This window comes from Pedobacter sp. AC190 (assembly GCF_979258025.1).
This window is the reverse complement of record NZ_OZ409824.1, coordinates 2851564-2866716: the sequence shown is the minus strand read 5'-3', so window position 1 is coordinate 2866716 and position 15153 is coordinate 2851564. Positions and strand designations below refer to the sequence as shown.

Here is a 15153-nt window from a genome sequence, read left to right as displayed (position 1 = left end):
AATAAATTTAAGATGCATAAAATCAGACTATTCAGCTTAACGCTTTTTCTCTCCACACTTAGTATAATTACTTTCGCACAGCAATTTTCAACCATAAAAGGTACGGTTACTACATCAAATGGTAAGGCAGCTTCTTATATTTCAGTTGGTTTAAAAGGAAGTGGAAATGGGAACACAACGGATGATAACGGCAGATATACAATTCACAGAATAAAACCAGGCACTTACACGATTAAGGCTTCTGCTGTAGGTATTAATTCAGCAGAGAAAAGTGTAACCGTAGTTGAAGGCGAAACTAAAATTGTAGATTTTGTTTTACAAGAAAATGATCAGAAGTTAGAGGAAGTAACTATTGCTGGCAAAAACAACAGATATAAAATAGGCTTACCTTCCGCATCTCTGCGTTTAAACGAGCCGCTTTTGGAGGCCCCACAAAACATACAAACGGTTAGTGATCAAGTTATAAAAGACCAGCAAATCATAAGCATGAGTGATGGTTTAATCAGAAATGTGAGTGGTGCTACCCGAATAGAGCACTGGGGTGATATGTACACTAATATTACCATGCGTGGTTCTCAAATTCAGGCAATGAGAAATGGCTTCAATGTGGTATCATCTTTCTGGGGACCATTAACCGAAGACATGAGCTTCGTCGATCATATTGAATTTGTAAAAGGTCCTGCTGGCTTTATGCTTGGCAATGGCGACCCGAGCGGCATGTACAATGTGGTAACTAAAAAACCTACAGGCTTTAATAAAGGCGAAGTTTCTTTCACTTTAGGAAGTTATGATTTATACAGAACAGCTGTTGACTTTGACCGCAAATTAACCAGCGATGGAAAACTATTATTTAGATTAAACGGAGCTGTTCAAAACAAAGGTTCTTTCAGACCTTATGAGCAAAATGATCGATACAGCATTGCTCCTGTGTTAAGTTATCAAATTACAGATCACACCAAAATTACCGCAGAATACACCTTCCAAAATGCAAAAATGACTGAAGTTGGTTCTTACTACATTTTCTCTCCCGACGGTTATGCAACTTATCCAAGGGAATTAACTATGACCCAACCAGGCTTACCTGCAACACGTATAAATGACCAAAGTTTATTTCTAAACTTACAACACAATTTTGACGAAAACTGGAAACTAACAGCACAAGCAGCTTACTTTAAGTATGATCAAGTTGGCTATAGTTCATGGCCTTCAGCTGTTAATGCAAATAGCACAGTTATCAGAAATGTTGGCATTTGGGATGCGGAAAGCAGCATGAAATTAGCACAACTATTTATTAATGGCCAAGTAAAAACTGGTGGAATTAATCACCGTATTTTAGCCGGTTTTGATGGTGGAAAGAAAAATTACATGGCAGATTGGGGTCAATCACATGATTTAGATCTAGCTTCTTCACCTTTCGATTTGAATAATCCAAATTACGGCTTTCCTCAGAACGGCTACCCAAATTTCGATCGTATTACTTCTTTAGAACAAAGGGCAATTAATGCAGGTGGTTTAATGGACTCAAAGTATTTGAGTGCTTATGCGCAAGACGAATTAGGTTTCTTTGATAATAGAGTTCGTTTAACATTAGCTGGTCGTTATACCTATGTGAGTCAATCGGCTTGGGGCGGCGCACCAGATAAAGCTAAAAAAGTTACTCCACGTGTTGGTTTAAGTTTTTCAGTTGATAAAAGCACAGCAATTTACGCAGTTTATGACGAAGCTTTCACACCTCAAAGTGGCTTAATCCGCAATGGTGGAAAAGTAGAACCGATTACTGGAACAAATAACGAAATCGGTATTAAGAAAGATTGGTTTGACGGCAAATGGAACACCACTTTATCAGCTTACAGAATTTTGAAACAAAACGAACTAACTGCCGACCCAACAAACACACCAGGAACCAATTTTAGTGTAGTTTTAGGCGAAAAAAGATCGCAGGGAATTGAGTTTGATTTAAGAGGTAAAATCACTGATGGTTTAACTTTAATAGCAAACTATGCTTATACGGATTCGAAAGTTACCGAAGTTACTCCTGGCGTAACAGGCATTAATGTTGGTGATGTAATTCCTGGTTTTGCCAAACATGTTTCTAATGCATGGTTAACATACACTTTGCAAAATGGCGCACTTAAAGGTTCGGGTATATCGGCAGGTTTTACTTACCTAGCAGATCGTGCAACTGATACCTGGAGCGTTGGCTTACAAAAGTTACCGAACTACTTTAAGTTAGACGGTGGTTTATTTTATGAACGTCCTAAATTTAAAATTACAGGTAATGCTTTTAACATCTTGAATAAATATTTATTCAGCGGATCTTATTACCAATATCTAAGCGCATACTATTACCAGGCAGAGGCGCCAAGAAATTATAGAGTGAGTGTAGCATATAAATTTTAATCAGGATTCATGTCTGAGAAGAAAAAAAATAAAACCTTCAAATATTGGGTCGGCAGAATCCACTTATGGCTGGGATTAACATCAGGACTATTCGTATGCTTTTTGGGTATAACTGGATGCATCCTTGCCTTTGAAAGAGAAATTGAAAATGTTACTCAACCTTATCGAAATCTTGAAGTTCAAAAAAAGGCCCTGCTACCCCCTACGCAATTAAAAGCAATTGCTGATAAAGCATTGCCCAACAAACACGCACACAGCATTAACTATCAACCTGGAAAAAGTGCTCAGGTTGTTTATTACAATTTCGAACCCGAATACTACTATATCGTTTTCGTAAATCAATATACTGGCGAAGTACTAAAGGTTAAAAACATGAATGATGATTTTTTCAGAATTGTCATTATGGGCCACTACTATTTGTGGCTCCCACCAAATATTGGCCAGCCAATTTTAACTAGTGCTACATTAATTTTTGTTATACTGTTGATATCAGGTTTAATCCTCTGGTGGCCAAAAAACAAAGCTGCATCAAAACAGCGTTTTACCGTCAAATGGAATGCAAAATGGAGAAGGGTAAATTATGATTTTCATAATGTACTCGGCTTCTACATCACCTGGATCATAATCTTTATTGCTTTATCAGGTATGGTAATGGGATTTCAGTGGTTTTCGAAATCAGTCTATTTCGTAACCTCTGGCGGGAAATCATTAACGGAATTTAGTGAAGCTTTTTCTGATACGACCACCAATTCAAAATTGAAATTAAATCCATCGGCAGCTGATAAAATTTGGGAATCTTATCTAAATGCTGATCCGAAATTTCAAGGCAGCCTTGATGTACACGTTCCTGAAAACGAAAAGGCATCGATAGAAGTTGCTAAAAACCCAGATCCTGAAACCTATTGGAAATCTGATTACAGGTATTTCGACCAGCATACTCTTAAAGAAATTGAAGTTAAACATGCTTTCGGCAAATATGAAAACACAACAGTTGCCGATAAAATTTATAGAATGAATTATGATATCCATGTTGGTTCTATCGCTGGTTTACCAGGTAAAATAATTGCATTTTTTGCCAGCCTAATTGCAGCAAGCATGCCAATTACAGGTGTTTTAATATGGATTGGCAGGAATAAGAAAAAAAAGAAAGTATCCACAACAATCAGATAATAAACAAATAATTATGAAAATTTTAAATCTAATCCTGGTATTAACAGGCCTGGTAACTGTTAGTGCTAATGCTCAAGACAAACTAGAGCAAGACAGAAAAGCAATCAAATCATTGGCTGGCTTTTACGAGGTAAATTTCAATTATGGAGAAGTTACTTCACCCAACCCAGAATATAAATTCAGCAAGCCTTACGAAAGTCATGGTAATGAGTGGGCCGAAATTATTGTCGATGAGCCAAAAAGAATTGTTATTCAGCATATGTTAGCCATTAACGATACTACGGTGATTAAACACTGGCGCCAGGACTGGACTTATGAAGACACAAACATTATGCTTTACACGCAAGATAACGCTTGGAAAAAAGGCAATCTAACTGCTGCTGATGTTAAAGGTAAGTGGACACAGAAAGTTTATCAGGTTGATGATAGTCCACGTTACCAAGGTATTGGAACCTGGAGCCATGTTGGTGGTCACGATTCTTGGTCGAGCGAAACAGATTCACCGCTTCCACGAAGAGAATCTACTGTTCGTAAAGACTATAATGTTTTAACTCGCGGAAGCAGAATTACCATTACTAAAGATGGTTGGATGTTTGAGCAAGACAACAAAAAAGTACTTCGCACACCAGAAAGCGATAAATTATTAGCCGTTGAGAAAGGTTATGAAGAGTTTACCAAAATCGATCCTAAAACTTTTGCTTATGCACAAAAATGGTGGAATAATCAACATACCTATTGGGCTGATGTTCGTAACGTATGGGCAGATGTTATTGGCTCAAACGATACTTTCAAAGTAAAAACAATGGCTAACGGTAAATTACTTTACGAAACATTATTTACACTTGGCGATCAGTCTATCAAAGAAAAATGGACCGCAGCACAAAATAAAGAAAAAGTTAAAACGGCGCTACAGCCATATTTGGCGAAATAGTTATTTACGATCACATCCTTTTAAAGCCGGGCAATTTAAAATTGTTCGGCTTTTCTATTTTAATCGTTATAATTTATTTGCAAATTGTAGCCATGCAGGTTTCATCAGCAAAACGAACTTTATTATTTATATTCCTTCTTTTATCATTTAATGGTTTCGCACAAGATTCTACTTACGTTCGAAAAACTATAAATACGCTTACATCTAAAGCCTTTTGGGGAAGAGGTTATACAAAAGGCGGAATGGCTAAAGCAGCTGATTTTCTTAGTCAGGAGTACTTCAAGATTGGCTTATTACCAATGAATGATAGCTACAAACAAGATTTCAAGTTCCCCGTTAATACCTTTCCAGGCAAAATGCTTATTGAAATTAACGGCAAAAAACTTACTCCAGGAAAAGATTTTCTCGTTAACAACGAAAGTCCATCGATAAATAAAAAAGCCGATTTAAAAAAAATAGATAGTACCAGATTTCAGGCTTTACCAAATTTAGAAGTTTTATTAAAAGATAAATTAACCTGGTCGGTAGCCTCAGAGCTGTCTACCCAAACCAGCATACAGATTAATAAAAAGAACTTTAAGGAAATACCAAAAACTATTAATATTAATATCGAAAGCAAATTTATTTCGGATTTTAAAGCTTCAAACATTTGTGGTTTTTTAAAGGGTACAAAATATCCAGATTCTATATTATTAATAACCGCACATTACGATCATTTAGGCGGCATGGGTTCTGAAACCTATTTTCCTGGCGCTAACGATAACGCTGCTGGTGTTGCAACGCTATTAAGTTTAGCAAAATATTATGCTAAAAACCCTCAACCTTATTCAATTGGTTTTATTTGCTTCGCGGCAGAAGAGGCCGGCTTGTTGGGTTCGAGGTATTTTGTCGAAAATCCAAAAGTAGAATTAAGCAAAATTAAGTTCCTAATCAATCTCGATTTAGTCGGAACAGGCGAAAGTGGTATGACCGTTGTAAACGCAAGTGTTTATCCAAAAGCTTTTACCTTATTAAATGAAATAAATGTAGAACAGAAACTGATCTCGAAAATTAATCCGAGAGGAAAAGCAGCAAATAGCGATCATTATTTCTTTACAGAGAAAGGCGTTCCTGCATTTTTCTTCTACACTCAAGGCGGAATAACGGCTTATCATGATGTATTTGACAAACCTGAAACCTTACCACTAACGGAGTATAACGACTTGTTTAAACTAATCATTTCTTTTAACAAACGAATGATGAAATAGGCGTTTCGTAGGACAAAAGTCTAAAAACGTTATATAAAATACGCTATTCATCTGACAACAAGTAATCCGTCTACTTTTACCAATTGGGATAATATTTAAACCTGTTCGGATAATTAAATATAGCCATTCGCATCAGCGCTGCATCTTTGAATCAACAAATAAGCAACAAGATTCATTATGAAAAAGATACAAAAACTTAGTCTGGCATTTTTTATGTTAATCGCCTTTGTGGTAAAATCAAATGCTCAAAATCAAATCGAAATTGTAATTGTTGGTTCAAGTCACGACAATTCGAAATCAACTCAAAACTTTCAAACTATTATTGATAAGTTAAAAAAATTTAAACCCGATATGGTTTTTGGCGAATACTTACCTGCCGAAGATTATGCGAAACTTGAAGATGATCATTGGGCGAAAACAGCCTTTATAAAAAAAGTTAACTACATCAACAAACTAAATCCTGAAACCCCAAAAAACCTATCTTCATTAATTAAAAAGAACCAAAAAGCACTAACATCATTTCCTTATTACCATAAGACACGCATGAATTTAGCGACGGAATATGCTAAACAATGGGATAGAGGAAATTTCGATTACCAGATGTTCGTATTGGAAAGTTATATGAAAGATAAGTTTGGCAAGGAAGAAAAAGCAGAGTATGCAGAACGATTTGGTAACATCGATTCATTAAAAAAAATAGGCATCATCAGACCAGGAAGCGAATACAACAAAATATTTTTCCCGTTGATTTACCAACTTGGCCAAAATCAGATTTATAACATGGATTGCCAGACGTACGATAAACCCTGGGGAATTGCATGGAGTAAAACAGATTCTTTATTCAATATTTTATCGAAAAAAGCAAAAACAGATCCCGCCTCTGCAGAAGCTAAAACTATGGAGGCAATTAATAAGTATTACGCTTATTCGAATGAAGAGGAAAAAGCTTTTGCTGCCGATGAGTATGCTGGAATGAATACACTAAAATATGCTGAAATGAATGACCTGTGGAACTTTTATGGCGGCCGAAAATTTTATGGATATGCGGGTTTCCCTACTGAAACGGTTAAAGAAATGATTGCACAATGGACACTTAGAAATGAAGGAATGTGCAAAAACATTATTGAGCAGGCACAGGCGAATAATGCAAAAAGAATCGTTGTTGGTGTTGGTGCTGCCCACGGAAAATGGATGGAAGATATTTTAGCAAAAAACAGCAATGTTAAAATTATAAACTATAACGAGCTTCCATAAATCGTAATTTTAAAAATTATCCAAATCCCTCGGCAAATACCTGCTCCAGGGATTTTGATTTTGATTCTCATTGTAATTTTATTGTGTCGATTTGCAAATCCAAAGTTGCAAAACTATCTTTACCTAAAGATTTAGTTGTTTTTAAAGAATGGATGCAACATTTTTCTAAACATTGCGTCATTTAACCAAAACTGCATTATCCCTCAATTATATATGAAGAAACTTATATTAACAATCTCGTTCCTATTAACAACCACATTTCTATTCGCTCAAAAAAACGGCAGTATCTTAGGCGTTTTAGTCGATAGTGCTAATCATAAAACCACACTAAATTATTCCACAGTTTCTGTTTATAAACTTGGCGATAGTGTACTAAGTACTTATAAGTTATCAGATGATAAAGGGACTTTCAAAATAAATAACTTACAAACAGGCATTAAATATCGGTTAATAATTACAGCATGGCTATACGGTACTTATCGTAAAGAAGTTGAACTGACAGCGCAGAACCCAATTGTAAATCTTGGCACTTTATATCTCTCTACAAAAGCCAATGATTTAAATGAAGTAAGCATAGTTGCCGAGCGGCCACCCGTTATTGTGCGTAAAGATACCATTGAATTTAATGCCGAATCTTTTAAAACGCTTCCATCGGCAGTGGTTGAAGATTTATTAAAAAAACTACCTGGGGTTGCCATAGCGGCCGATGGTTCGATACAAGTTAACGGAAAAACAGTAAGCAAAATTTTAGTTGATGGAAAAGAGTTTTTTGGAGGCGACCAACAAATTGCAACTAAAAACCTACCAGCTAACATTATTGATAAAATCCAGGTATCAGATGATAAAGATGCTAAACGCCAAGACCCAGATTTGCTAGCGGTAAATACGCCTCAGGTTATTAATCTGAAGCTAAAAAAAGCCATAAAACAAGGGGCTTTTGGTAAACTTTATGGCGGAGGCGGATTACCGAATGGCCGTTACGAAGCTGGTGGTATTATGAATTTCTTTAGAGATACAACACAGGTAAGTATTTTGGGTTACGGCAATAATGTAAACAAATCGGGCTTTTCTGTAAGTGAAATTATGAGAATTGGAGGAATGCAGCGAACAGGTGTTAACTCAATGATGGTCAATAGTGATGGCGGTTTTGCTCTTAATGGTGTTAGTTTTGGTGGTGCTGCCAGCGGCGTACAAACTTCGGCTGGAGCAGGGGCTAACTTTAATACGCTAACCAAAAAAGGTGCAAAATTAAATCTTAAATATTTCTTCGGATTAAGCAATCAAGAAAACATAACGCTTAGCGATAGCAGACAAAGCTTAGGAACAGGCGATTTGTTATCATCTGTTAATCAAAATCAATTAAATAAATTATATAGCCATAATATTAGTGGTCGTGGCGAATTTAAAATCGATAGCTTACATAAGTTTATAATAACACCATCCGTAACCATAAATAACACCAGAAACGCAGGTTTGCTACTTACACAAACCCGCGACATTAATAACATTGAATTAAATAACGGCTACAATCAATCTAGAACTGTAGGCGATAATGTCGAATATCAGATCTCAAGCAATTTATGGAAAGACTTGAAAAAGAATAAAGGAAGCATAAACACGACATTAAATTTAATGAAGCGAAATAATTATACCGATTATTTCAACAATACAATCAGTAATTTTTACAACCCTAATTCAACTCAAATACTAGATCAGCTTCGAGATAATAACATTAAAAATCAAGGTGCGTATTTAAGCATTAACTTCACCAGAATTTTAAATAAGAAACTTAATTTAACAATAGCTGGCAACGGCAATTATCTGAATAACGAAAATGCTTTAGCTACTTTTTACAAAGATCCAAACAACCAGGCTTACGATATTGCAATTCCAACGCTTTCTCAAACCGTAAATCAAAAAGGTTTTAAAACGAATACCCGAACCTCGTTGAGATGGAAAATAACAAAAGATTTTTCAATTCAACCAGGCATTATTTTCAACACGATTAATTTAGAAAACAGCTTTACCAGTTATCCGTCGTTTAACCAAAGTTTTAAATTTATAGCGGCCTCAGGTACTATTCGATATAAAGACTTCAGCATAGATTATACCCCAAATTTCCGCGAACCTGATGTAAATTACATACAGCCTGTAGCTAACAATACTAATCCGCTTTACATCCAAAATGGAAATCCGAATTTAGTACCCACCAAAACACATCAGGTTAATTTAAATCTTTATAAATACGATGTAAAAAATTCGCTTAATTATAATGTTTGGGGCGGCGGAAGTATAGATAACGATGCTGTAATTATGGCCAGAACCATAAGTGCTACAGGTGCACAAGCCTCTACCCCAATAAATGTAGATGGAATTATAAGATTAAATGCAGGTTTAAATTTTAGTAAAGATATAAAGAAAGATAAAAGGCAAATTACACTTGGAACAGGCTTTTACACCAACTTTACCCGCAATTTGGTACAAGTGAATAACATTCGCAGTTATGCCAAAATTTTAAGCATTACACCGCGTATTAGTGGTAAACTTAATTTAAATGATAAAGTTGAAATTTCTACAAGCTATAATTTAGGGATAAATAATAGTCGTTATGATGATAGCTATTTTACCAACATAAATTATTTTACACACATGAGCGATAACGAGCTTATTGTACGCTTACCTAAAAAGCTTGTTTGGGAAACTACTTATCGCATTAATTACAACACGCAAACTGTGGCAGGCTTTAATAATAAAATTCAGATTTGGAATGCTGGACTTACTTATCTTTTCTTAAAAAATGACCGGGCACAGCTTAAATTCTCTATCAATGATATTTTAAATACCAATACCAGACGATATGTTAGTATAAGCGAAAATACTATTCGCGATACCAGATACAATAATTTAGGCCGATACGGTTTGTTAACTTTTACCTATAACATCCAAAATTTTGGAGGAAAAGTTGGCGGAAAAGATACCTTCTTCAGATTTTAGCTTTCAGGCTCCTGTTTAAAAGCACGAGCCTGAATTCTGTATGCCGATTAAATAACGGGCGTTAGTCTTACCAAATACTGGTCTTCCTCATCATCAAAAATAATCTCACTGGCCCAGCCTGTTTCAGCTGAAATAGTCTTTATGGTTTCCTGATCAATGTAAAGCCAATTAAACCAGTTTCCTTTTTCTCCTTTGTATTCATATTGGTAAGAAACTTCACCATAATATTGATTCTGAGGCTTTGGTAAATCCTCATATAAATAAGCAATGTCTGATGTATCAAAAAGAACCTGTCCGTTCGGATTAATTAAACTTTTAAGCTTGATTAAAAAATCTTTAAAACCTGGCAGAGTTCCTGTTAAACCGATACCATTCATCAACATTAAAATGGTATCGAATTTTTCTTTGTAGGTAAAAATATCCTGAACGAATGCTTTTTTAACACCTCTATCTTTCATAATATTAACCGCAGCTTCTGATATATCTATAGCCGTAACATCAATATTAAAGGCCTGTAAAACTAATGCATGACTACCAACGCCTGCACCAATATCCAAAACTTTTCCTGTGCACATCTGCAAAGCCTGAAGTTCTAAAACTGGCATATCTTCGTCATCTCGATAGAAAAAATCGACTGGCATTTCTTCTGGTTCGTCATACGAATTATGTAGCCAAAGAATATCGGCTTCGCCGTTTTCGTAGAAATCAATTAGGGCCTTGCCAAAAACATCCATAAAGCAAAGATAAGAAAAATGGAGGATGGATCAGGGAGATTATAGAGCTAACCGTTATTTCGATCAGAGTGAAACGAAAGGGAGAAATCTTTAAACATTTTCAAATTCAAAGATTTCTCAACTACGCATGAAATATTAATCTAACTCAAATTCCTGATGATATTCTGGTATCGCTACATGCTTAAAACCATGTTCTTTTAATCGGGTGGCGAAGTTTTGCTGCACCTCATATTCTCCGTGCACCAAAAATAATTGCTTAACTTTTTCAGGATCTTGTCCTGATAAAAACTTTAACAAATCTTCGTAATCGCCATGCGCACTCATCGATTTTATCGATCGAACTTCAGCTTTTACGTCATAATCATCGTGAAAAATATCGACTACTTTCTGTCCTGCTATTAACCTGCCACCCAAAGATGAAGGTTCGCAATAACCAACCATTAAAATTGTATTCTTTTGATTATTGATGTTATTTCTAATGTGATGTTTTACTCGCCCTGCTTCGGCCATTCCCGATGCAGAAATAATTACACAAGGTCTTGGATCGGAATTTAAAGCTTTGGATTCTTCTACAGTTTCAACAAAGCGTAGTCCTGTAAAAGCAAAAATATCATGATCAATTTTTAAGGTTTCCTTTACACCATTGTTATATACTTCAGGGTGGTTCTTCAAAATCTCTGTTGCTTTCGATGATAGTGGACTATCTACATAATAACGAACATCCGGTAGTTTATGCTTTAATTCTAAACTATTTAAAGCATATAAAAGTTCTTGTGTACGGCCAACGCTAAATGCTGGAATAATAACCTTACCCTTTTTTATATTACAGGTATTGTTAATAATCTCGTACAACATATTTTCGATAGGCTCTAAATCTTTATGCAGCGAATCGCCATAAGTAGATTCCATTAAAATATAATCGGCTTGACTAAATTGTTGTGGGCTTTTTAATAGCAAATCGCCATAACGACCAACATCCCCACTAAAACTTACTCTGGTTGATTTACCATCTTCAGTTATAGTTAAATGAACGGCTGCACTACCTAAAATATGACCAGCATCTGTAAATTGTAAACGAATGCCTGGTTCAATTTCGAAATCTTCTTCATATTCCACAATCTTCATTTGGCTAACCGCCTTTATAACATCTTCATCGGTATATAAAGGTTCTTCTTTTTCCTGCCCAGGTTTTAAATGGCGATTAGAAAATTCAGCATCCTGCATTTGTATTTTAGCAGAATCCATCATTAAAATACGTGCCAAATCCATTGTTGCTGAAGTACAGAAAATTTTACCTTCAAAGCCTTCTCCAACAAGTCGGGGCAATAAACCGCAATGGTCGATGTGTGCGTGAGAAAGCACCAAATAGGTTACTTTTTTAGCATCGAAGCCAAAGTAGCCATTTAGCTTATCAGTAACTTGTCCCATGCCTTGAAAAAGGCCGCAATCTAATAATATTTGAGTGTTATTTTTGAGCGTAATAAGGTGCTTACTCCCTGTAACTGTACGGGCAGCACCATGAAAGGCAATTTTCATTTAGTGGTGGTTAGAAATTATAATTGAATAAAAATGCCGGATATCTCCGGCATCTCCAATTATTTAAGCTTTTATTTCTGTTATTTTATCTTTCACTTTATCAGCAACATCGCTAGCTCTGTCTGCTAATCCAGATAATTTACTTTTCGACGAATCCAAAAGATCGCTAAACCAATCTGATAATTTATCTTTAACCTCATTATTAGAATCTGAAGATAATGCTAATGCAATTGTTGCACCTAAAGCTGCTCCAGCTAATACACCTACTATAATTTTTGTTTCCTTTGTCATAATCGTAATTCTTTAATTATTAAACATAAATTAGCACTTGCTGTTTTATTTTTTTTTACAACACAAAAACCAATCCACAATGAAAAATATCTTTTTTATCGATTTAGATAATACTATTTATTTCACAAAACCAAACGAGCAACAGTTAATGGGTGGTCTTTACAGCGTTTTAGAAAATGAAGATTTAGGTATTTCTGATGAAGAATATCAATTGGCAAAAAAGGAAATGTTGCGAACACCTTTTCAAAAAGTGGCTGCGAAGTATGGTTTTAAACAAACCGCTATTGATAATGCAATAAAATATCTGGTGACCGGAGAAGTTACGGCTCCGTTAAGTCCATCTCAAGATTATCATTACATCAAAAACCTAGAGGGAAAAAAGTTTATTGTTACAGCTGGTTTTCTTCGTAAACAGACAACGAAAGTAAAAATGCTTGGCATTGCTGACGATTTTGAAGAAGTTTATGTAGTCGATGTAACCACATCTAATCAAAATAAAAAAGATGCTTTTGAAACATTAATTGAAAAACACAGATTAAACCCAGCCGATATTCTGGTAATTGGGGATGATGCAGAATCGGAAATTAAATTTGGTCTGGAGCTCGGTTTATCAACCTTTCTTTTAGATCCTGAAAATCTTCATCCCAATGCGAATTCTACTTTTCGGGGAAGTGATTTGAGTGAACTTCACAAAGCAGCAGGTCAATAATATTCAATAAAAAAGTCCCGATTTTCATCGGGACTTTTAAACTTATCCTCTTCCACCTCTGGTTGGCCTTCCACCCTCACTACTTCGCTCTCCTCCACCTCTACTTTGTTGTTGTGGTTGTGCTTGTTGCCTAACTTCCGAACGTTGCTGCTCGCTTCTTTGTTGGCGTTGTTGTTCTGCCTGTTGTGAACGTTGCTGTTGCATTTGCTCATTTCTTTGTTGCATTTGCTGACGTTGCTGTTGTGCTTGCTGATCGCGTTGAGCCCTTTGTTGCTCTTGCATTTGCTGACGTTGCTGGTCGGCCTGCTGAGAACGTTGCTGTTGCGCTTGCTGATCTCGCTGTGTTCGTTGTTGCTCTTGCATTTGCTGACGTTGTTGATCGGCCTGCTGAGAACGTTGCTGTTGCGCTTGCTGATCTCGCTGTGTTCGTTGTTGCTGCATTTGTTGCGATTGCAATTCTCGTTGTGAGTTTTGCTGATCACGACTCATACGATCCTGTTGAGTTCTCTGTTGCATTTGCTGAATACGTTCCTGATCACGGTTTCCTTGCTCACGAGTTCTTTCTGAAATCTGACGATTTCTCTGTTCTGCATCATTACCGTTTTGGTTCGTACGATCAGTTCTACCCATCACATCGCGATTATAAACTCCACCTCTTTCATTTGGCTGGTTATTATTATCTCTGCGATTATCTATACCTCTGTTGGGTTGAGTTGCTTTATTATCATCGCCTCTCTGTCCAATTCGGTTATCGTTATTTCCACCTCTTTGATCACGGTTAGAATAACTATTATCACCTCTGCCACTTCTATTAAAACCAGCATTACCCTGCTCAAATTTTCTTGGCGCAGCACTGCGATTATCTACTGATCCACGCTCAGGTCTTGGTCTGTAAATAGAAACCGATCTGTTATCAATTCTACTTGCTCCAGGTCTGTTACTTTGCGAATACCTGTAAACCGTTACATTACGATTTGTAGCTCTTCTAATGTCCTCCATCCTTGGTCCACCATAATAACTTCTTCTGTTGTAAACATAAGTATTGTTAATTATCGTTGTATTGCGGATATAAACATTGTTTCTACCATAGTTATATCTAGGGAACGAATTAATGTAAATATTGGATTGAGGAATAAAATTCCAGCAAAATTCAGGTACAGTGTAACGGCGACCGAAGCTTAAATTTATGCTAATACTTGGCGCCATTGGTGCCCAGCCATAATAACCATCGCCACTTCTCCAATCTACCCAGGCTGGTCCCCAATTCGTATCTGGTAACCAGATCCATTGTCGGTAGCTATTAATAACCCAACGGCCATAGTGGAAAGGTGCCCAGCCCCAATCGTAATTAGAAACCCAGGTATTACCATACTCTGTCATCGCCCAACGCCCATTGGTATAATAAGGACGAAATTCTTCCTGATTTACATCTGGACGCCAAACGTAACCATATTGCGGATCCTGAATCCAGGTGCCGTAAGGAGAAAGTTCATCATAAAAAGTTTGGAGAGACACATTACCAGTATTGTAACCATCATCCTGATAATTTTCTTCATAGCCTTGTGCCCTGACTAAGGTGGTGGTTCCGGCAAGGAGCGCAAAAAGCCCCAGCACAAGTGCCGTAGTTTTCAGTGTTTTCATTTGTGTGTTTATATTAATAACCTAATGTGTGTGTATCAATTAGAGAACCAAAATTATATATGGTTTAATATGCAAGCATAGTTTTTTCAGTTTTCTGCCAAATATTGTATTTCAAGGCATATTTAACTTGTATTTAACGTTTTGCAGCTCATATAATTGTGCAGAAAATAAGTCAATTAGAAATAAAATTTGCTACACCAGTGTTTACAAAAGAGATTATATTGCATTGTTTACAAACTTTAAAAC

The 15153-nt window shown here is 36.2% G+C and carries 11 protein-coding genes; 7 read left to right on the top strand and 4 right to left on the bottom strand.

The genetic code is table 11. From position 1 onward, the window contains the following. Positions 1–12 precede the first annotated feature (12 nt). From ACZZZI_RS12575 to ACZZZI_RS12550, 6 genes are all read left to right on the top strand, one after another. Positions 13–2400 carry a TonB-dependent siderophore receptor gene (locus ACZZZI_RS12575; protein ID WP_463489603.1) on the top strand — a complete coding sequence of 796 codons (2388 nt, stop codon included), beginning with the start codon at positions 13–15 and terminating at the stop codon, positions 2398–2400. A gap of 9 nt (positions 2401–2409) precedes the next feature. After that, complete coding sequence (locus tag ACZZZI_RS12570) at positions 2410–3570, top strand: PepSY-associated TM helix domain-containing protein (RefSeq protein ID WP_316755845.1); 1161 nt, start codon at positions 2410–2412, stop codon at positions 3568–3570. A gap of 13 nt (positions 3571–3583) precedes the next feature. Next, a complete protein-coding gene (locus ACZZZI_RS12565; protein ID WP_316755843.1) occupies positions 3584–4501 on the top strand; it encodes a DUF6607 family protein in 918 nt (305 codons plus the stop codon). A 41-nt stretch (positions 4502–4542) separates the two neighbouring features. Next, positions 4543–5748, top strand: a complete 1206-nt coding sequence (locus ACZZZI_RS12560) for a M28 family metallopeptidase (protein WP_463489602.1) — start codon at positions 4543–4545, stop codon at positions 5746–5748. Between the two features lie 177 nt (positions 5749–5925). Continuing rightward, complete coding sequence (locus tag ACZZZI_RS12555; RefSeq protein WP_316755838.1) at positions 5926–7002, top strand: DUF5694 domain-containing protein; 1077 nt, start codon at positions 5926–5928, stop codon at positions 7000–7002. Positions 7003–7215: 213 nt separating this feature from the next. Then, entirely contained in the window at positions 7216–9996 is a 2781-nt protein-coding gene (locus tag ACZZZI_RS12550; protein ID WP_463489601.1) for an outer membrane beta-barrel protein, read from the top strand. A gap of 47 nt (positions 9997–10043) precedes the next feature. Here ACZZZI_RS12550 and ACZZZI_RS12545 read toward each other — a convergent pair whose 3' ends face one another. The 3 genes from ACZZZI_RS12545 to ACZZZI_RS12535 all read right to left on the bottom strand — a co-directional run bounded on the left by ACZZZI_RS12545 (position 10044) and on the right by ACZZZI_RS12535 (position 12557). Next, positions 10044–10730: a class I SAM-dependent methyltransferase gene (locus ACZZZI_RS12545; RefSeq protein ID WP_463489600.1), complete on the bottom strand. Its 687-nt coding sequence runs from the start codon at positions 10728–10730 to the stop codon at positions 10044–10046. Between the two features lie 135 nt (positions 10731–10865). Then, positions 10866–12266 (bottom strand): MBL fold metallo-hydrolase RNA specificity domain-containing protein, encoded by a 1401-nt coding sequence (locus ACZZZI_RS12540; protein WP_424056518.1) that lies wholly within the window; start codon positions 12264–12266, stop codon positions 10866–10868. A 63-nt stretch (positions 12267–12329) separates the two neighbouring features. Beyond that, positions 12330–12557: a YtxH domain-containing protein gene (locus tag ACZZZI_RS12535; RefSeq protein WP_316755832.1), complete on the bottom strand. Its 228-nt coding sequence runs from the start codon at positions 12555–12557 to the stop codon at positions 12330–12332. Between the two features lie 79 nt (positions 12558–12636). Between ACZZZI_RS12535 and ACZZZI_RS12530 the strand changes: the two genes are divergently transcribed. Next, a complete protein-coding gene (locus ACZZZI_RS12530; RefSeq protein WP_316755829.1) occupies positions 12637–13266 on the top strand; it encodes an HAD family hydrolase in 630 nt (209 codons plus the stop codon). A gap of 42 nt (positions 13267–13308) precedes the next feature. On the opposite strand, the gene ACZZZI_RS12525 is transcribed toward ACZZZI_RS12530, so the two are convergent. Next, positions 13309–14907 (bottom strand): DUF6600 domain-containing protein, encoded by a 1599-nt coding sequence (locus ACZZZI_RS12525; protein ID WP_463489599.1) that lies wholly within the window; start codon positions 14905–14907, stop codon positions 13309–13311. Between the last annotated feature and the right edge of the window lie 246 nt (positions 14908–15153).

Excerpts from the sequence above, each read along its gene's own strand:
- ACZZZI_RS12575 (WP_463489603.1), top strand. The coding sequence starts at position 13 with ATGCATAAAATCAGACTATTCAGCTTAACGCTTTTTCTCTCCACACTT.
- ACZZZI_RS12570 (WP_316755845.1), top strand. The coding sequence starts at position 2,410 with ATGTCTGAGAAGAAAAAAAATAAAACCTTCAAATATTGGGTCGGCAGA.
- ACZZZI_RS12565 (WP_316755843.1), top strand. The coding sequence starts at position 3,584 with ATGAAAATTTTAAATCTAATCCTGGTATTAACAGGCCTGGTAACTGTT.
- ACZZZI_RS12555 (WP_316755838.1), top strand. The coding sequence starts at position 5,926 with ATGAAAAAGATACAAAAACTTAGTCTGGCATTTTTTATGTTAATCGCC.
- ACZZZI_RS12550 (WP_463489601.1), top strand. The coding sequence starts at position 7,216 with ATGAAGAAACTTATATTAACAATCTCGTTCCTATTAACAACCACATTT.
- ACZZZI_RS12545 (WP_463489600.1), bottom strand. The coding sequence starts at position 10,730 with ATGGATGTTTTTGGCAAGGCCCTAATTGATTTCTACGAAAACGGCGAA.
- ACZZZI_RS12540 (WP_424056518.1), bottom strand. The coding sequence starts at position 12,266 with ATGAAAATTGCCTTTCATGGTGCTGCCCGTACAGTTACAGGGAGTAAG.
- ACZZZI_RS12535 (WP_316755832.1), bottom strand. The coding sequence starts at position 12,557 with ATGACAAAGGAAACAAAAATTATAGTAGGTGTATTAGCTGGAGCAGCT.
- ACZZZI_RS12530 (WP_316755829.1), top strand. The coding sequence starts at position 12,637 with ATGAAAAATATCTTTTTTATCGATTTAGATAATACTATTTATTTCACA.
- ACZZZI_RS12525 (WP_463489599.1), bottom strand. The coding sequence starts at position 14,907 with ATGAAAACACTGAAAACTACGGCACTTGTGCTGGGGCTTTTTGCGCTC.